The 18,863-nt window shown below is 46.0% G+C and carries 15 protein-coding genes; 9 read left to right on the top strand and 6 right to left on the bottom strand.

The window, feature by feature from the left end; all coding sequences use genetic code 11:
- Positions 1-218: 218 nt before the first annotated feature.
- Positions 219-689, top strand: coding sequence for a DUF4079 domain-containing protein (locus PN462_RS05730; RefSeq protein WP_272127057.1), 471 nt, complete (start codon positions 219-221; stop codon positions 687-689).
- A 76-nt stretch (positions 690-765) separates the two neighbouring features.
- On the opposite strand, the gene PN462_RS05735 is transcribed toward PN462_RS05730, so the two are convergent.
- From PN462_RS05735 to PN462_RS05750, 4 genes are all read right to left on the bottom strand, one after another.
- Positions 766-1,530 carry a DUF1997 domain-containing protein gene (locus PN462_RS05735; protein WP_272127058.1) on the bottom strand — a complete coding sequence of 255 codons (765 nt, stop codon included), beginning with the start codon at positions 1,528-1,530 and terminating at the stop codon, positions 766-768.
- 104 nt (positions 1,531-1,634) lie between these two features.
- A complete protein-coding gene (locus PN462_RS05740) occupies positions 1,635-1,793 on the bottom strand; it encodes a hypothetical protein (RefSeq protein ID WP_272127059.1) in 159 nt (52 codons plus the stop codon).
- Entirely contained in the window at positions 1,772-2,281 is a 510-nt protein-coding gene (locus PN462_RS05745) for a class I SAM-dependent methyltransferase (RefSeq protein WP_272127060.1), read from the bottom strand. Before PN462_RS05745 ends, PN462_RS05740 begins: the two co-directional genes overlap by 22 nt.
- Entirely contained in the window at positions 2,278-3,540 is a 1,263-nt protein-coding gene (locus PN462_RS05750; RefSeq protein ID WP_272127061.1) for a glycosyltransferase, read from the bottom strand. The genes PN462_RS05745 and PN462_RS05750 overlap by 4 nt, the downstream gene beginning before the upstream one ends.
- Positions 3,541-3,782: 242 nt before the next feature.
- Between PN462_RS05750 and PN462_RS05755 the strand changes: the two genes are divergently transcribed.
- The 7 genes from PN462_RS05755 (at position 3,783) to PN462_RS05785 (ending at position 16,022) form a co-directional block, all read left to right on the top strand.
- Entirely contained in the window at positions 3,783-4,283 is a 501-nt protein-coding gene (locus tag PN462_RS05755; RefSeq protein ID WP_272127062.1) for a hypothetical protein, read from the top strand.
- A 37-nt stretch (positions 4,284-4,320) separates the two neighbouring features.
- The gene (gene mfd, locus PN462_RS05760) at positions 4,321-7,800 is read left to right on the top strand and encodes a transcription-repair coupling factor (RefSeq protein ID WP_272127063.1); all 3,480 of its coding nucleotides are present in this window, start codon (positions 4,321-4,323) and stop codon (positions 7,798-7,800) included.
- Between the two features lie 338 nt (positions 7,801-8,138).
- A complete protein-coding gene (locus tag PN462_RS05765; RefSeq protein ID WP_272127064.1) occupies positions 8,139-9,791 on the top strand; it encodes a HAMP domain-containing methyl-accepting chemotaxis protein in 1,653 nt (550 codons plus the stop codon).
- Between the two features lie 98 nt (positions 9,792-9,889).
- Positions 9,890-10,918, top strand: a complete 1,029-nt coding sequence (mtnA, locus tag PN462_RS05770; RefSeq protein ID WP_272127065.1) for an S-methyl-5-thioribose-1-phosphate isomerase — start codon at positions 9,890-9,892, stop codon at positions 10,916-10,918.
- A 377-nt stretch (positions 10,919-11,295) separates the two neighbouring features.
- On the top strand, positions 11,296-13,077 hold the full coding sequence (locus tag PN462_RS05775) for an ABC transporter ATP-binding protein (RefSeq protein WP_272127066.1): 1,782 nt from the start codon (positions 11,296-11,298) through the stop codon (positions 13,075-13,077).
- Between the two features lie 55 nt (positions 13,078-13,132).
- Positions 13,133-14,047, top strand: a complete 915-nt coding sequence (locus PN462_RS05780) for an alpha/beta fold hydrolase (protein WP_272127067.1) — start codon at positions 13,133-13,135, stop codon at positions 14,045-14,047.
- Between the two features lie 166 nt (positions 14,048-14,213).
- Positions 14,214-16,022 carry an ABC transporter ATP-binding protein gene (locus PN462_RS05785; RefSeq protein ID WP_272127068.1) on the top strand — a complete coding sequence of 603 codons (1,809 nt, stop codon included), beginning with the start codon at positions 14,214-14,216 and terminating at the stop codon, positions 16,020-16,022.
- Between the two features lie 301 nt (positions 16,023-16,323).
- Here PN462_RS05785 and PN462_RS05790 read toward each other — a convergent pair whose 3' ends face one another.
- Both PN462_RS05790 and PN462_RS05795 read right to left on the bottom strand, forming a co-directional pair.
- Entirely contained in the window at positions 16,324-16,926 is a 603-nt protein-coding gene (locus PN462_RS05790) for a cobalt-precorrin-8X methylmutase (protein ID WP_443029079.1), read from the bottom strand.
- Positions 16,920-17,699 (bottom strand): DUF1868 domain-containing protein, encoded by a 780-nt coding sequence (locus PN462_RS05795; protein ID WP_272127070.1) that lies wholly within the window; start codon positions 17,697-17,699, stop codon positions 16,920-16,922. Before PN462_RS05795 ends, PN462_RS05790 begins: the two co-directional genes overlap by 7 nt.
- 83 nt (positions 17,700-17,782) lie before the next feature.
- Here PN462_RS05795 and holA point away from each other — a divergent pair, with 83 nt between their 5' ends.
- Positions 17,783-18,763: a DNA polymerase III subunit delta gene (gene holA, locus PN462_RS05800; protein ID WP_272127071.1), complete on the top strand. Its 981-nt coding sequence runs from the start codon at positions 17,783-17,785 to the stop codon at positions 18,761-18,763.
- Positions 18,764-18,863 lie beyond the last annotated feature (100 nt).

Below are 18,863 nucleotides of genomic sequence, written 5' to 3' on the forward strand. Positions count from 1 at the left end.
CGAGGCAAACCTTACAGTTTAACTGAGTGGCTGAAGAAGCCCTTACAATCATGTGCAATTACGCATTTCTCATAACCCTGCCCAAAATCAAACACCTTTGAAACCTGTTCATCCGGCACGGGCCAGAAAACTCCAGGAGGGGTATAAGTAGGGCTTTGTAGCCTAATGTCCAAAAAAGTCAAGTAAATCGCCTACTAGAGGTTAACCCAGCAAAACAGATGATTGAAAATATTCCAGACCCCATTAAAACCTATTCGCAATTTTTCCACCCTCTGCTCATGTGGGTATTGCTCGCTGTCTCCTTCTATGCCTTGTACTTAGGCAGCAAAATTCGTCAAACCCGTAACGCAGACTCCGAAACCCGCAAGGAGTTGGTGAAAAAGAACTTCAAAACCCGCCACCACCAGATCGGGGCGGCTCTCCTCGCCTTGTTGGTGTTAGGCTGTATTGGGGGGATGGCTGTCACTTACGTTAACAACGGCAAACTTTTTGTCGGGCCTCACCTCATTGCCGGGTTAGGCATCACCGGGTTAGTGGCCATTTCTGCTTCTCTCGTTCCTTTTATGCAGAAAGGCAATGATATCGCCCGTTATACCCACATTACTCTCAATATTGTCCTCTTGGGCCTCTTTGGCTGGCAAGCCGTCAGTGGCACGCAAATTGTTCAGAAAATCCTGAGTAGTCTCTAATACTCTAATACGGAGTCAAAGCCAGTTGGGGTAATTCTTAAATTGCCCCAATTGGAGGGTTTGACAAGTCCTCTAACTATTGCTGTTGTTCGTTGTCTGTATTCTCCGTTGTTTCCGAGTCTTCTGTTGGGTTTAAGCTCACTAACTTGCGGGACTTTTTGGGGGGGAGGGGAAGCTGCATTCGGTCGTGGAAGTCTTTTTGTACCTTGTAGGTGAGACGGGGAGAGATTTGGCGGACGATTTGGGATAACACGCGATCGCCCGTTTTTTGTAAAATATGATTGGGTAACTTATAAATAAACTGGGGAAATTGAATTGTCACCCCTAAATGCAGTTGCCACGTTACCTGCGTCACCACAGGGGAAACTTGGGGTTTGGCCTTCCACTGCACGTCCGAGGGGTCCATCTCGGCCAATGTCATCGAAGCATGATAATCGACATCATATCCCGGTGGGGTATAGTCGGGAATGACCACACTATACATTTCATAAACCCCGTTTTGTGGGGGGTCTAATTTTACGGCCATCTTGGGTTCAACTTCATACCCAAATGCCCCAAATTGTCCTACAGTGAGAATATAGCCGTTCTCTCCTAATGGTTCTGCGGTCATGGGTTGAGCGCAACGACAAAACCACCCTTCATGGGCATCTAAATATTCTGCCACGGTGTCGGGGGGACTGTACATCCCCATACACCCTTGAAAGTGCGTTTCAAAGGTAAAGGAGGTGTGGGGGGTTTCTGTGTCTTCTGGGGGTTCGGTTTGTGCTGAGGAGGATAGTTCGGGGGTTTGTGTTTGATCTACACTCTGAAATGAGCGATCGTCAGCAAATTGCGACTGCATAAGACACCCTTGGGCAAAATGAGCTTTATTGTCTCACTTTAGCGAATATTTTGGGGATTGGGTCATAGGTCATTGGTCATTGCTTACTGTTTACTGCGTACTGCTTACTGTTTAACCCCTTCCACCCCAAACGCATCAATAAAACTTTCTGGGTGTTCTACCTCCGCAAAACGGGAGTCGGGCCAGTCTCCGTATTCGCAAATGCGGACTTGTTGAAACCCGTGTTCTACAAAGGCGTTTTTTAACGCAGGGGAGTCCCACATCCATTGATGACGATTGTTGCTAAACTCTCTTTAAGACGGGATAACAGGCTTTTACGGCTGCCTAGATGACCCATGAGGGAGTTCTGCATTAAGTTTCCTGCTGCTTGAATGGCTAATTCTGGGTCTTGTTGTTCTTTGATGTAGGTGGCAATTAAGTTCCCTAAGTCCGGTACAATGGCGCGGAAGACTCCTCCGGGTTTTAAATAGCTGTAAATGTGGTCCATGGCGGTGTGGAAGTCTGTTAGGGTGAGGTGTTCGAGGACGTGGGAGGCATAAATTAAGTCGCAACTGTTGGATTTTAAATTTAACCCCTTGACAATATTCCCATAATGTGCATTACTTGACCAATGGGGTAGTTTGAGGGTTTTGGCCATCATCGGCCCAAAGATGGGGAGTTTACTCAACCGGAGGGTGGGGGATGCGTCGATATTGTACCAGTTTTCGGCGATGATTAAACCGCAACCTATATGCAGACAAAGACCAGTCATAGAGATAGTTTGGGGGGGGCTATAATGTTTTGATAAATGGGGATGAGTTGTTGGACAATGGCTTGCCAAGAGTAGCACGATCGCACTAATTTTTTCCCATTCTCCCCCATTTTGTGCCGTTGTTGGGGGGAGGAGAGGAGTTGCGCGATCGCAGCAGCTAATTCCCCTTGTTCCCCTTGTACCACGATTCCGGCCTCGGTGGCAGCAATATCGGGGGCAATTTGAATGTTTGGCGTTACAATAACGGGGAGACTAGCGGCCATGGCTTCTGCTACGGCAATGGCGAAGTTTTCTGCATAGGAGGGTAACACGAAGAAGTCGGACCCCTGTAAGACTAATGCTTTGTCGTCTCCTGACACAAACCCGGTAAAGGTGACTTGCTGTTGTAACCCCAGTTGGTGGGTGAGGTGTTGCAGTTTCTCTAAGTATCCCTCCTCGGTGGCAGTTCCCGCAAGGAGGAGGTGAAAGTTATAGTCGGGTTGCAGTGTTTTTAGGGTTTCGAGTAATAATTCGGGCCGTTTTTTGTAGTGAAGACGGGATAAAAATAAAATAATTGGGGTGTCGGGGGGGATAGAATAGCGATGACGGAGTTGGTCTTGTGCGTCGGGAAGGGGTGGCGGTGGTTCTACACCAAGGGGTAAGATTACAGTAGGACGGGTGACACCAAAATTGCGCACGTCTTCGGCTTCCCCAGAGGAGGTACAATGAATGGCGGCAGCGTGGTTTAAGTTAGACCGTTCGAGTAGCCAAGCGTAGAGTTGTTTTTTCCGTTGACTTTGCCCTAGGGCCCAAGGGGAGAGTTGTCCCATGGTACGCACAGTATAGGGGATGTTTTGCCTTTGGGCAATTTGGGCGGCGCAGGTTGACCCGTAGGAAAATAGATAATGATGGTCTAAAATGTCGTAGTGGCGGAGGTTATGCCATAACCATTTTGTCCACGGGAGGGAAAATAAAAAACTCCGGTCTCCCCCTAGACTAACATGGTTCGTCGGGGCTTCATAGCGGGGGAAAAACCAAACCGGGACTCCCTCATAGTTTACGGGTTCACCCAAGGGGACATCAAGGACTGAGGGGCCATCGTCGTTGGTTGCGGTAATTTCTGCCTCAATGCCTGCTTCTCGCAGCGATCGCACCATATTCAAAACCACCTGGGTCGGACCACCGCGAATCAGGGAAACCGAGGGGATAACGTGGAGAACTTTAAACATGAATGGGGAAGGGTAAGGAACATTGGACACAGTGACCCACCATACTTTCATTTTTTACCACATGATCACCCATTTTGACAAGGGGTTGCCCAAATAACAAGAATCGGGAATGATAATAGAGGAGTCCGTTGCTTTTCTTAGGCAACAAATGCCCTAATTTTCGAGGGTTTAGTCCGAGTTTCCCCCCTTACCATTCCATCAAACTGACCGTGAGGGGAATGGAGTTGAACTCGCTCCCTCAAAAGGTCAATTTTTTCGTTAAAATAACTGTAGTTTTAGTAAAATTACCCCCCATGAAAAAAATAGCAGTTGCTGGGACTGGCTTGGTTTTTCCGTTATTACTGGGATATTCCACTCCGGTTATTGCCGAAACTCAGAAACCGGTTTCAGAAAGGCAAATGATAGCTCAAGCGGTGAGTCAGAGTCAGATAGAAACCTTTGCAGAAATTTGGTTTATTGTTCGCAATATTAATTTATTGGCGTTAGAATTAACCAGTCGAGTTTTACGCAGTGAAGGCATTCCCCGTGAACGAGCCGTGGCGATTGTCGAAGGATTTTCAAATCTTGATGACTTGGAGCCGCCTTTAACTGACCAAGAAGAACAGACCTTTGAACGAGTCGCGCCTTTAATTCGTGGAGTTTCTCAGTTTAGACAATTGGCCGTTAGGGATGAAATTCAAAAAGCCGGGTTAACTGTAGAAGAATATGAAGAAATTCGCCAACAAATTGGCGAAAGTGAAGCCTTACAACAGCAGTTTCAGGAGGTTTTACAACGGCTAGTACAGGAACAGTAAACAGTAAACAGTAAATCGTAATCAACCACCAAGAACAATGGCCTTTTCTGCGGTAATTCGGACAATTGCAAAATCTCCCCTAACTCAAGAACTCAGCGAGAAACTGACTCAACAACAAAGCCTCCATTTAAATGGTGTTCCCCGTCTGCCTAAAGGGTTAGTTTCTAGCGCGATCGCGCAACACCAAAACAACCATCTCCTCGTCCTCTGTGCTACCCTCGAAGAAGCCGGACGCTGGACAGCGCAATTAGAGGCCATGGGGTGGTCGAGGGTGTTTTTCTATCCCACCTCCGAAGCGTCTCCCTATGAGCCATTTGACCCAGAATCAGAAATGATTTGGGGACAGATGCAGGTCTTATCTGCATTAATGGAACAAGATAAACCCTGCGCCATTATTACCACAGAACGGGCCCTACAACCCCACCTCCCTCCCGTAGAGCAATTTCAATCCTACTGTATCTCCCTAGAAGTGGGGATGAATTGTGAGAGCAAAGAATTAGACCGTCAATTGGCGAAACTGGGGTATGAACGGGTGTCTCTGGTGGAGACAGAAGGCCAATGGAGTCGTCGGGGGGACTTGGTGGACATCTTCCCTGTGTCCGCAGAACTTCCAGTGCGGGTAGAATGGTTTGGGGATGAAATTGAACGTATCCGGGAATTAGACCCCGCAACGCAACGGTCTTTAGATAAAATTGAACAATTAACATTAACTCCCACCGCGTTTTCTCCCATTATTACCCATGCGTTACAGGAACAGGAGAAAATTGCAGAATTATTCACCCCAGAAGAACAAGAGGGAATAGCAGAGGGAAATAGTCCCGAAGGAATGCGTCGCTTTTTGGGAGTTGCGTTCCCGAAACCGGCATCAATTTTGGACTATTTGCCTGAGAATAGTATAGTCGCCATTGATGAAATTGAACAATGTCGCGCCCATAGCGATCGCTGGTTAGACCATACCCAAGATCAGTTTAATCATATCGCCGCAAAACAGCAATTAGTCCCCACTCACTACTCCCTGAATACCCTCTTAGAGTCCAGTAATAAAACCTTTCCCCATCTCTATCTCTCCGAAATTGTTGAAGCAGGGGATAACAGTGCAATTAACCTCTCCAGTCGGCCCATTCCTACCACTCCCCATCAATTCGCCAAACTTGCCGAAATCTTACGGGGAAAGCGAGAAATTTATCAAGGACTCACCCTTAGAAATTATAACACTTTGCTCATTTCTGCCCAACCCTCTCGCTCTGTGGCACTGTTACAAGAACATGACTGTCCCGCACAATTTGTTCCCAACCCCCGCGACTTTTTAGCCATTGAACGGTTACAAAATCAACGCACCGCAGTGGCAGTAAAATATTCTGGACTGGCCGAATTAGAAGGCTTTATTTTACCTACCTTCCGTCTCGTTGTTGTCACCGACCGAGAATTTTTTGGTCAACACGCTTTAGCCACCCCCACCTACATCCGCAAACGGAGACGCGCAACCTCAAAACAGGTTGATCTTGATAAACTTTCCCCTGGAGACTATGTAGTTCATAAGAGTCACGGGATTGGCAAATTTTTACAATTAGAAACCCTCAACTTTCGGGAATATTTAGCCATTCAATACGAAGATGGGGTGTTGCGTGTTCCCGTGGATGCTATGGATACCTTGTCCCGATATCGTCACCAGGACAAGAAACCCCCGACTCTCAATAAAATGTCCGGGAAAGCGTGGCAGAAAACTAAAAATAAAGTCCGCAAAGCCGTTAAGAAAGTTGCGGTCGATTTATTGAAACTCTATGCGCAACGGTCAAAACAGAAGGGGTTTTCCTATCCTCCGGATACTCCTTGGCAAGAAGAAATGGAGGATTCGTTTCCCTATCAACCGACTCCGGATCAACTAAAAGCCACGCAAGATGTTAAACTAGATTTAGAGAGCGATCGCCCCATGGATCGGTTAGTGTGTGGAGATGTGGGGTTTGGTAAAACTGAAGTGGCTATTCGTGCTATTTTTAAAGTGGTGACAACAGCCCATAAACAAGTCGCAGTTATCGCTCCCACCACCATTTTAACCCAACAACATTATCACACCATCAAAGAACGCTTTGCTCCCTATCCCATTAATGTCGGACTCTTAAACCGTTTCCGGACGGCCTCGGAGAAAAAGGACATCCTACAACGGTTAAAAACCGGAGAATTAGATGTTATTGTTGGGACACAGCAACTCCTCGGAAAAAGCGTCGATTTTAAAGAACTAGGACTCCTCGTGGTGGACGAAGAACAACGCTTTGGAGTCAATCAGAAAGAGAAAATCAAAGCCTTAAAAACCCATGTGGATGTCTTAACCCTAACCGCAACCCCCATTCCCCGCACCTTGTATATGTCTTTATCAGGTATCCGGGAAATGAGTTTAATTACCACTCCACCCCCCTCCCGTCGTCCCATCAAAACCCATTTATCCCCCTACAACCCGGAAGTCATTCGCACCGCAATTCGCAATGAATTGGACCGGGGAGGACAAGTCTTTTATGTCGTCCCCAGAGTAGAAGGAATTGAAGAAGTAGGGGGACAACTGCGAGAAATGATCCCCAGTGCGAGAATTGCCATTGCTCACGGACAAATGGCGGAAACTGAGCTAGAATCAACGATGCTGACCTTTAATAATGGGGACGCGGATATTTTGGTTTGTACCACGATTATTGAGTCGGGGTTAGATATTCCCCGTGTCAATACCATTATTGTGGAGGACTCCCAACGGTTTGGTCTATCGCAACTATACCAGCTACGAGGCCGGGTGGGACGGTCGGGAATTCAAGCACACGCTTGGTTACTGTACCCCCAACAGAAAACGCTCTCAGAGGCAGCTAGGAAGCGATTACGCGCCTTACAAGAGTTTACACAACTGGGATCGGGTTATCAACTGGCAACGCGGGATATGGAGATTAGAGGGGTAGGTAACTTGTTGGGGGTGGAACAGTCGGGACAAATGATGGCCATTGGGTTTGACCTTTATATGTCCATGTTACAGGAGGCCTTCCAAGAAATCCAAGGCCAAGAAATTCCCAAGGTGGAGGATACTCAGGTGGACTTGAAGTTAACTGCGTTTATCCCTACAACGTATATTGCAGATATGGAGCAAAAAATGTCCGCCTATCGGGAGGTGGCCAGTGCCAATTCTACGGTAGAATTGGATCGCATTGAGGAAAGTTGGCGCGATCGCTATGGTCAAATCCCCGCTCCGGCCCTACAATTAATTCAAGTGGTGAAACTGAAACAAATCGCCAAATCCCTTGGGTTTTCCCGCATCAAACCCGAAGGAAAACAGCACGTTGTTTTAGAAACTCCTATGGAAGAACCCGCTTGGAAATTGTTACAAGAAAATATTCCGGAACATTTAAAATCCCGTTTTGTTTATTCTCCCAAAAAAGTTACGGTTCGCGGTTTAGGGGTTCTCAAACCGCAAAAACAATTGGAAAACCTCATTGACTGGTTGAGAAAAATGCAAGGGGCATTACCAGATACAGAAAACGTTTAAAAAACAATCCTTTATTCTTTGCATAAGTGTAAATTGTTTGCAAAAAATTGAAGAGTCACTCATGACAATTCAATTAAAAAAGGTTAAGATTTTCTGTAAATTAGGACTATGAAAACTATACTGAATATATAGCATTTTCAAATGAGGTGTAAAACCCCATGAGGTTTTACACGAACACTAAAAAAAAACTGTATACCTGATTCCCTATTCCCTTGGCCAAACAAGTCAGTTTACAACTCTGATGAAAATGCTATAGTGGGCTTTGTTCTTGTCGAAATTTACCTAATTTGATTAATTCTTCAATTGCAATTTAACAGCCTTAAATGCTGCGGAGGCTTATGTTTTTTCGCAAACTCAAGTTACCAACCCAACTGCTTGTTACCTTTTTATTCATGGGATTAATTGTGTTAATTGTCGCGCTCTTAGGTTGGACAGCAAATTATAGACAAAATCATAATTTTGATATCATCGTTAATGATACCTTTCCAGGAGTTGTTGCCCTGTGGAAAATTAACGAGGGACAAACCCAAATAGAATCAGCCAGTCGCTTACTCCTGAGTGTCGATGCTTCTCCCGAAGAAAAGCAAAAGTCTTTAGCCCGGATTGAAACCGCTTGGCAACAAATTCAAGAAGGATTTGTAACCTACGAAGAAACGAAACAAACCAATCTTGAAGCCCAAGAATATCAAAACTTTTTACAAAATTGGCAAGCCTGGAAACAACAACAAGAGGAATTTTTAGACCTAGAAAAGCGTTATCGAGCCTTAAATATTCAAAATCCTTGGAAACGACAACAGGAAATAGATAATGAGAATGCCAAAGCGGTAGCGAACGTGCAACAAGCCTTAGAACTGCGATCGCAACTTGATCAAATGCGCTCAACCATTGTTCCCCTCTTTCAAGAAGCCACAGACTCCGCTTTAACCCTATTAGAAATCAACGAAGAAAGTGTCTTAGACATCAAAGCAAAAGCAAAGACAGAAATGGAACGGGCTAATTTTTGGGTAATCATCGGGTTACTCATTGGCCCCCTTACTGCGATCGCACTGGGATGGAGTCTCAGTCGGGGGATTGTCAATTCCCTGAGTGAAATTATTAATATTATTGCTAGTTCTTCGATGCAAATTGTGGCTAGTGTGGAACAACAAGAACGAGTGGCTGATGAACAGGCAATTTCAGTCAACCAAACAACAGCAACGATGGACGAACTCCGCACTTCTAGCCAACAATCTGCTCAACAAGCGGGAGCAGGATTAGACAACGCTCATCAAGTCTTAAATGTTGCCGAAGAAGGCTCTCAAGGGGCCCATCAAGTCCTCACATTAGCCAACGATGGAGCGCAAATTGTCGATGATACCTTAGCGGGAATCACCCACCTCGAAAAGCGAGTCCAAGAAATCAGCGATCGCATCACTCAACTGAGCGATCGCACCAGCCAAATTAGCAACATCACCAAACTGGTAAGTGATATCGCCAACCAAACCAATATGTTAGCCCTTAACGCCGCCGTAGAAGCTGTCCGCGCCGGAGAATACGGCAAAGGCTTCTCCGTCGTCGCCACAGAAATTCGTAAATTAGCCGATCAAAGTAAACAGTCCGCCGAACAAATTAACCAAATTATTGTCGATATTCAAAATACAACTTTAACCACAGTGAGTGTGGCCGATGATGCTAAAAAAGAAGCCAATAATAGTATTAACCTTTCCCAACAAACGACTAAATCCTTCCAAGGGGTTCGGAAAGCTATTAAAACTATCGTCCTAACCAATCAAGAAACCACCCTCAATGCTGTAAACAAAATTGTCGTCAGTAATAAACAAATTTCCTTAACTGCTCAACAACAAGCCGTCGCCGTCGAAGAAGTCGTTTCAGCCATGAATGAAATTAATAATGGAGCGCAACAAACTGCCAATGGAATTAACCAAACTCGTCAAGGCATTCAAAAAATTAACGAAGCCTCCCAAACCTTAAAAGGCATGACAGGCAGTTAAGGTAAAATACTTTCATTTGGGAATGTCTTAAAGCTGAAGCAATGCGCGATCGCATAGAATTGATTTGACCACTCTACCACCCACAACCCACAACACAAATGATCTATCCCGTCATCTGGCAAAATAACCAAGCCATCCTCATCGATCAAACCCGTCTCCCCGCCACCTCCACCACCGTTGCCATTGACACCTACAACGCCATGGCCAACGCCATTAAAACCATGATAGTGCGCGGCGCCCCCGCCATTGGCGTTGCGGCAGGATATGGGATGTATTTAGGCGCAAGAGAAATAGACACCGAGAATAAAGCCCAATTCCTCCAAAAACTGGAAGCAATCGCCCAACATCTGCGCCAAACCCGCCCCACTGCGGTTAATTTATTCTGGGCCATTGATCGCCAACTACAAACCGCCCACCAGCATTCGGGACCCGTTGCAGAAATTAAAGCCACCCTCCTGGAAACCGCCCAACAAATGCAAGCAGAAGATGTGGCAACTTGTCAAGCCATTGGGGATCATGGCCTCACCGCCCTCCCCCAAACCCCAGAGCAACTCACCCTCCTCACCCATTGTAACGCCGGAGCATTGGCCACAGCAGGCTATGGGACCGCTTTGGGGGTAGTGCGATCGCTCTGGCGAGAAAACCGCCTCCAGCGCGTTTATGCCGACGAAACCCGGCCCCGCTTACAAGGGGCCAAACTCACCGCTTGGGAATGTGTACAAGAGGGAATTCCAGTCACCGTCATTAGTGATAATATGTCCGCCCATTGTATGCAGCAAAAATTAATTCATGCAGTAGTCGTCGGAGCAGATCGCATTGCCGCTAATGGCGATACCGCCAACAAAATTGGCACTTATGGACTCGCCTTAATTGCCCAAGCCCATCAAGTCCCCTTTTACGTCGCCGCCCCCCTTTCCACCATTGATTTTAAATTAAAAAGTGGAGCAGAAATCCCCATCGAAGAACGGGATACTACAGAATTATATCAAGTCGGAGAAACCCGCTTATGTCCCGATGGCGTGGACTTTTACAACCCCGCTTTTGATGTCACTCCGGCTCATTTAATCACCGGAATCATCACCGAAAAAGGAGTCGTAAACCCCGGAGATTTAGAGCATTTAAAATAATCGAACTCCAGTCCTTTAAATAATTTCGTAGTAAGCCCTTTAGGGCTTATTTTAATTCTGAACTGTAACGGCCTTGAATAGTTTTGTAGGTCACTGTTTTTAACCGGTTTTAGCGATTAACCTTGGGTTTAAACCCAAGGCTAAGTCTATGTACTTTGTTCATTAACAATAACTTCCATTTTCACAATTTTAAATGCAATTTTTGCGGCTTTTTTGTTCAATGAAACGTGAACTTTGGTCAAGGGTGAACCCCTCCCTAATTATCGGGTTTTGCCCACCAATCCAAACACTCCTGCGCCGAATCACCAAGTTCTCGATTTCCCGCTAAAATAAAAAATCACGACAATTGCCCATCTACAGATTTCAACCCAAAACTCTTGTCCACTCCGAGCCAAAAACATCCCCTCCAGCGTCTCCTGCGCTACTCCCGCAAGTATCGTCTCCCCATCTGGCAAGCCTCCCTTTGTTCTATTCTCAACAAACTCTTTGATCTCGCCCCCCCCGTCCTCATCGGGGCCGCCGTGGATGTGGTAGTGCAACAAGAAAACTCTTTAATTGCCCGTTTTGGCTTCCAAGATATCTTCCCCCAACTGGTCATCCTTTCTATCCTCACCGTCCTCGTTTGGGGGTTAGAATCCCTGTTTGAATACGCCTATAACCGCCTTTGGCGGAACTTAGCCCAAAATATCCAACATGATCTCCGTCTTGATGCTTACAGTCATTTGCAAGAGTTGGAGATGTCTTTTTTTGAGGAAAACAGCACTGGGGGGTTAATGTCGGTGCTGAGTGACGATGTGAACCAATTAGAGCGTTTCCTCGATGTGGGGGCTAATGAACTATTACAGGTGATCACTACGGTGATTGTGATTGGTATTGGCTTTATGATTTTAGCCCCGGATGTGGCTTGGATGACAATGCTGCCTATCCCCATTATTGTGTGGGGGTCAATTCTCTTTCAACGGAAACTCGCCCCGTATTATGCCGATGTGCGGGAAAAGGTGAGTTGGTTGAATACCCGTTTGGCGAATAATTTAAGTGGGATTACGACGATTAAAAGTTTTACCACCGAAGCCTACGAAATCCAACGGTTGGCCCAAGAGAGTGAAGCCTATCGTCAGAGTAACCAACGGGCTATTATGCTGAGTGCGGCCTTTGTGCCACTGATTCGCTTGGTGATTCTTTGCGGCTTTACGGCGATGATGTTGTTTGGGGGGTTAGCGGTGGTGAATGACACCCTAGCGGTGGGGACGTACAGTGTTTTGGTGTTTATGACGCAACGGTTACTGTGGCCGCTGACTCGGTTGGGACAAACCCTGGACTTGTATCAACGGGCGATGGCCTCCACAACACGGGTGATGAATTTGTTGGATACAACGATTAAAATTCATTCGGGTCATGTGGCGTTAACGGCGGTGAAAGGGGAGATTGTGTTTAATCAGGTGAGTTTTGCCTACAATGAACGGGAATCGGTGTTAAAAGACTTGTCGTTAGAGATTCCGGCGGGGAAAACTATTGGGATTGCGGGATCAACGGGGTCCGGGAAAAGTACCTTGGTTAAGTTATTGTTGCGCTTTTATGAGACGCAACAGGGACAAATTACTTTGGATGGGGTGGATATTCGGGAAATTCCCTTGGCGGACTTGCGCCAGTCTATTGGCTTGGTGAGTCAGGATGTGTTTTTATTTCATGGGACGGTGGCGGAGAATATTGCCTATGGGAGTCCTGGGGCGACTTTTGCAGAGATACAGGAGGCGGCGCAGTTGGCGGAGGCCCACGGGTTTATTGAGACCCTTTCTAAGGGGTATGAGACGATTGTGGGGGAACGGGGCCAGAAACTTTCTGGGGGACAACGACAACGAATTGCGATCGCGCGAGCCATTCTCAAAAATCCCCCCATCCTGATCCTTGATGAAGCGACCTCGGCGGTGGATAATGAGACAGAAGCGGCTATTAGTCGCTCTTTAGACAAGATTACAGCCCATCGAACTACGATTGCGATCGCGCACCGCCTTTCCACCATCCGCAACGCCGATTGCATCTATGTCCTCGAACAGGGCAAAATTGTCGAGTCCGGCCAACACGAAGCCCTTTTAGACCAAAACGGCGTTTACGCCAGTCTCTGGCGCGTACAGACCGGACTGAGAGCCTCGATTGTCTAGGGGTTCACCTAACCCCATCCACCCCAAACCTATCCTCCTTCATTCTCCAAAATTCATGTTTCCTGACTTCCTCCCCCCCCAAGTCCTCAACCTCCGTGAAGACACCTCCATCACCCTCGCCCAAAACATCCAAAAAACCCAACTTCCCACCCCCCTCAGTCCCCACCCCATCCCCACCACCTACGTTAAAACCCCGGCAACCACCAACCCCGACGTTTCCCCCTTCCTACTCTTACACGGATTTGACAGTTCCCTCCTAGAATACCGTCGTCTTTTCCCCCAACTCGCCCCCAACGCCCCCACCTGGCTGATAGACTTATTAGGGTTTGGCTTTACCGAACGTTTCCCCGACATTCCCTTTAGTCCAGAAAGCATCAAAACCCACCTATACGCCTTCTGGGAAACCTGCATTCAACACCCCATGATCTTAGTCGGTGCATCCATGGGAGGGGCCACCGCCCTCGATTTTACCCTCACCTATCCCCAGGCCGTTGAGAAACTCATCTTACTAGATAGTGCAGGTTTAGCCCAAAAACCCATTATGAGTAAATTTCTCTTTCCCCCCTTGGGATTTTTCGCCACAGAATTTTTACGCAACCCTAGAGTTAGAGAAAATATTAGTCGTGCCGCTTATTTTGATAAAAATTTTGTCACCCCTGATGCCAACCTCTGCGCCAGTCTTCATATACAATTGCCCCATTGGAATAAAGCCTTAATTGCCTTTACCAAAAGTGGAGGCTATGGGGGCTTTTTAAATAAATTACAACAGATCAAGCCAGACACCCTCATTATTTGGGGAGCAAATGACCAAATTTTAGGGACAAAAGCCGCCTATCAATTTCAAAAAAGTTTACCCAATAATCAATTAGTTTGGATTGAAGAATGTGGCCATGTACCCCACCTCGAAAAGCCAAAAACCACAGCAGAAGTTATGTTAAATTGGGTAATGGGTAATGGGCATTGCTGCTAATTTCAAGAATCTTGTATTTTGTCAAGTCTCAAATATAGAGTCAACGGAATTCAAAAACACTATTTCTGGACTGTTGAAGATTGAAAAAAATGTTTTTTTCTGTTCCCAGTTCCCAAGTTCTCTGTTCCCTTTGTCACAAACAACAAACAACAAATAACAAACAAACATGACTCAAACGAGACGAGTGTGGGATATTATCGCCACCACACCCCGTTTAATAAAATTAGTCTGGGAAGCTACCCCTCAATGGTTGTTGCTTTCCCTTGGGGTGACGGGAATTCGGGCGTTTTTACCTGCGTCTCAGTTGATTATTAATAAGATGATTGTCGATCGCGTGATTGCTATGATCGGGACAACCCCCATTATTTGGCAACCGTTACTTATCTTAGTGGCTGTGCGGTTGGGGTTGAGTGTGTTGTATGAAATCCTCAATCAGGCGAATTCCTACGTTTCTAGAGTCTTGAGAGATGAATTTACACTGTATGCTAATGCGGTGTTATTACAACAGGCCATTCGTCTCGATGTTGGCCATTATGAGTCCTCTCAATTTTATGATACGCTCTCTCGCGCCCAACAGAGTGGCAGTAATTACCCGGTGCGGGTGATGGATACGTTAAACCGGATTTTTGGCCAGATTATTAGTTTAGGGAGTTTGCTGGCTTTATTATTGCGTTTTAATCCTGCGATCGCGCTTCTTCTCCTTTTTACAGCTTTCCCGGCCTTTTGGGTAGGGGTGCGCTATTCGGGGAAACGCTTCTGGATGCTACGACGGGAAACCCAAGCAGGCCGACTGGCAGACTATTTACAACAAGTGTTAACTCAGCAAGAGTTTGTTAAGGAAATTCGCCTTTTTAACCTGGGAGACTATCTACAACAACAATGGCACACCATCCGCACCCGTTTTAACCGCAAATCGGCGAATTTAGCCCGACAACACGCGACGATGCGCGGAGTGGGGGGATTAATTAGTAATATTGGCTTTTATGGGGCTTATATTTGGACTCTGGTGCAAACGGTGCGGGGGCAAATCTCTCTAGGAGACTTTACCATGTACACCGGGGCGTTTAACGAGGCACAGAATTTAATTCCTGGACTGTTGGAGAATATTGCCTCGGTGTATGAGTCAAACCTCTACGTTTCCCAATATTTCGAGTTTCTCAACCTCAAACCCACGATTTTAAACCCTGCTAACCCTAAACCCTTCCCGCAACCGTTACAAGAGGGATTATCCTTAAAAAATGTCAGTTTCACTTATCCAGGCAGTGACTCTCCGACTTTACGCAATCTTAATTTAACGGTAAAACCCAATGAAAGTATTGCGTTGGTAGGGGTGAATGGGGCTGGGAAAACGACATTGTTAAAACTGATCACTCGTCTTTATGATGTCACGGAGGGGGAGATTACATTTGATGGTATTCCCATTCAAAATTTTGAGTTAACGGATTTACGGGCCAATATTGGGGTGCTGTATCAAGATTTTGCCCGTTATTACTTGAGTGTGCAGGATAATATTGGCTTTGGCAATCTCCCCGAACGGGAAAATCTGCCGAAAATGGAGGCCGCGGCCCAAAATGCAGGGGCCGGGGAAATTATTGATAATTTGGTGGCCCGCTATGAGACGTTACTGGGGAAAACGTTTAAGGGGGGGATTGAGTTATCGGGAGGCCAATGGCAGAAAATTGGCATGGCCCGGGCGTTTATGAGTGATGCCCCGATTTTAATTTTAGATGAACCAACGGCGGCTTTAGATGCGATCGCAGAGTTTGAACTTTTCCAAAAATTCCGTACTCTCACCCAAGGTAAAATGACGTTTTTTGTCAGTCACCGTTTTTCTACGGTGTTATTAGCAGATCGCATTGTGGTGTTAGAAAACAGCGAAATTGTCGAAATCGGTTCCCATCAAGCGTTAATGGCAAATAATGGCTTATACGCCCAAATGTTCAATTTACAAGCCTCTAGTTATATGGAGAATTAGTTTTTTTGTTTGTTGTTTGTTGTTTGTTTAACTCCTGAGCATTTCATTATCTATTAAGCGAAAACACTTTTAAACGAGGTTTGTTTAATTGAACCAAAAACTCTAATCTCTTGCCTGTTTCCTGTTCCCGACTATTACATACCAATTTCAATGCACAACAGCTTATCAATTACCAATTATTAATTATACTGAATCCGGTATCAAAAGACCCTAAAAAATCATGAAACGCTCTCTGGGTGGGCATTGTCCACCCTACTATGATTAATTTACCATGATTAATCTTTTTACTTATTCTCCCTTATTAATTCTCCATTGTTAAAAACGCATTAATAATAGCCGCAGCAACGGAAGAACCACCTTTGCGGCCAGAAATGCGGATTTGGGGGATTCTCAGGGTGGCGAGTTGTTGTTTGGACTCTACCACATTGACAAAGCCGACGGGGACTCCTATGACTAAGGCAGGGGGGTGGAGGGTTTGGGGAATAAGTTGACATAAGGCCGATAATGCAGTAGGGGCATTGCCGATCACATAAATGCCATGGGGATATTTTTCAAAACAACGAATTAACCCGGTTTCGGTGCGGGTTTTACCGGGGAGGGGAGAATTGCCGGAGTCAATGGCGGTGATAATGGGGTTTTGATAGGTTTGTGCGACTTTATTGGCGATGCCTTGGCGAACCATGGTTACATCGACAATGATGGGGGTTTTTTGTCGTAGGGCCCGTAGTCCGGCATCAATGGCATCGGGACTAAATTGGACGAGGTGTTTATAGTCAAAGTCGGCGGTGGTGTGAATGATCCGCCGAATAATGGTATATTCTGCGTCATTGAAGGAATGTTCGCCGATTTCTCGATCAATGATGGCAAAACTTTCTTGGACAATGGGATGGTCTGGGGTCACAATTTTACGACGGGAAAGTTGGCTTCTCTATAATAGTGGGTCATATCGCTAAATTTGTGTAATTCCGCTTGCTGGAGGGTGAGTAAGTCGGGATCACGGTCTAATTCTGCGTCGTTGAGACGGTCTAGGGTTTTGGCGATGCGATCGCGGTCTAGGTGTTCTGGAATACTACCAAAGTACCCTAGGGTAATATGGGCGGTATAAGGATATTGTTGTTCAATCCCCAAGGCGATTAAGTCTGAATTTTGATAAATAGTCCGGCGGAGGTGTAATAGTTTTTGGTAGGCTTCCTCACTTTTTGGGAGTAAAGCAACAGACAAGGTTCGAGGCCGCAGGGTAAACCCTAAGATTTGCAGTTGGACGGGGTGGGGGGTTTGATACTGTTGTTCGTATTGTTGGAAACTGTTGGCGATGCGATCGCGCAATTTCTCATCAAAATTCTCATCCCTCACCACCGCATCCCGATAGGTCTCCTCCCAGATCAGATCAGCAATGGTAAGATGGAAACTCTCCGGCGGCACAGGAATGATCATCTCGGTGTTAATTTCCCCTAAAAGTTGTTCTTGTAGGGTCTGGAGATGTTGATAAAACGCCTGATTCGCCGGATAATCATCTTGAGCCCAAGTCGGAGAGTTCACCGTGTATCCTGGAAAGGCCACCGCTTTCCCTTCCTTAAACTTGGGAGAGGGTTGTAAATTGTGTAATTGAGTGTGATAACTAGCAGACCGAGTTAACTTAGCCACCCGGTTCAGATAGTCTTGATAGGTTTCGTCCAAATCAATATACCTCCATCATTTATCTTGATTGTAGAGTGGTCTGGTACGCTCAGAAATAGAAACGCAAATTTTCTTAGTGATCTATGCCAGTTTATGTGTTTTGGGGTGAAGACGATTTTAAAATGGAGCAAGCGATCGCGCAATTAGAAGCCGAAGTCCTTGATCCCAACTGGACTCAATTTAATTATGACCGATTCGAGAGCAGTAGTATAGAACCCACCCTAGAGGGCCTCAACCAAGCCATGACACCCCCTTTCGGCATGGGAGGCCGTTTCGTCTGGTTGGCCGACACCATTTTAACCCAAAACTGTTCCGAGTCCCTCCTCAAAGAGTTAAAACGCACCCTCCCCAACCTCCCCGAAACCTCTCACCTCCTCCTCACCAGTCGCAAAAAACCCGATGGCCGCAGCAAAGCCACCAAATTCCTACAAAAACACGCCTCCATCCGTGAATTTTCCCTAATTCCCCCCTGGAAAACCGAAGAAATTTTAAAAAATGTCAAACAAGTCGCCCAAGAAAAAGGAGTCAAACTAACCCCAAAAGCCACCGACTTGTTAGCAGACTCCATTGGCAACAATACCCGCCAACTGTGGACTGAATTAGACAAACTGCAATTATACAATAATCAAGGAAAACCCTTAGATGATAAAATCATAGCCCGTTTAGTCGTAGCCAACACCCAAAACAGCTTACAATTAGCCGCCGCCCTTCGAGATGGGAAAAGTTCTCACGCCTTGGGATTAGTCGCTGATTTAATCAATAAAAACGAGCCAGCCTTACGAATTGTAGCAACATTAGTTGGACAATTCCGAATGTGGTTAATCGTCAAATTAATGTTAGAAAAAGGCGAAAAAGACCATAAAACCATCGCCTCTGCGGCAGATATCGGCAACCCTAAACGGCTTTATTTTATCCGAAAAGAATTAAATCAGATCACCGCAAAAAAACTAGAGAAATGTTTACCTATATTATTAGAATTAGAAGTCAGTTTAAAACGAGGCGCATCCCCTGTAGATGCGTTACAAACTAAAATTGTAGAATTGTGTGAAACGATTAATCGTTAAGCCTTCGTCATCAGTCCTTTTGAGGATTTTACCCTTTTATGGAAGTAGGGGCGCAATGAATGTTTGCGCCCAGCTTATATAGAAAGATCAATCCCTGACT

This window comes from Spirulina sp. CS-785/01 (genome assembly GCF_028330525.1).
Taxonomy (GTDB): Bacteria; Cyanobacteriota; Cyanobacteriia; order Cyanobacteriales; family Spirulinaceae; genus JAQMSD01.

Bases quoted from the DNA above. Each gene is read 5' to 3' on its own strand.
- PN462_RS05785 (WP_272127068.1), top strand. From the start codon at position 14,214: ATGACTCAAACGAGACGAGTGTGGGATATTATCGCCACCACACCCCGT.
- holA (WP_272127071.1), top strand. From the start codon at position 17,783: ATGCCAGTTTATGTGTTTTGGGGTGAAGACGATTTTAAAATGGAGCAA.
- PN462_RS05730 (WP_272127057.1), top strand. From the start codon at position 219: ATGATTGAAAATATTCCAGACCCCATTAAAACCTATTCGCAATTTTTC.
- PN462_RS05755 (WP_272127062.1), top strand. From the start codon at position 3,783: ATGAAAAAAATAGCAGTTGCTGGGACTGGCTTGGTTTTTCCGTTATTA.
- PN462_RS05735 (WP_272127058.1), bottom strand. From the start codon at position 1,530: ATGCAGTCGCAATTTGCTGACGATCGCTCATTTCAGAGTGTAGATCAA.
- PN462_RS05745 (WP_272127060.1), bottom strand. From the start codon at position 2,281: ATGACTGGTCTTTGTCTGCATATAGGTTGCGGTTTAATCATCGCCGAA.
- PN462_RS05780 (WP_272127067.1), top strand. From the start codon at position 13,133: ATGTTTCCTGACTTCCTCCCCCCCCAAGTCCTCAACCTCCGTGAAGAC.
- mtnA (WP_272127065.1), top strand. From the start codon at position 9,890: ATGATCTATCCCGTCATCTGGCAAAATAACCAAGCCATCCTCATCGAT.
- PN462_RS05750 (WP_272127061.1), bottom strand. From the start codon at position 3,540: ATGAAAGTATGGTGGGTCACTGTGTCCAATGTTCCTTACCCTTCCCCA.
- PN462_RS05740 (WP_272127059.1), bottom strand. From the start codon at position 1,793: ATGTGGGACTCCCCTGCGTTAAAAAACGCCTTTGTAGAACACGGGTTT.
- mfd (WP_272127063.1), top strand. From the start codon at position 4,321: ATGGCCTTTTCTGCGGTAATTCGGACAATTGCAAAATCTCCCCTAACT.
- PN462_RS05765 (WP_272127064.1), top strand. From the start codon at position 8,139: ATGTTTTTTCGCAAACTCAAGTTACCAACCCAACTGCTTGTTACCTTT.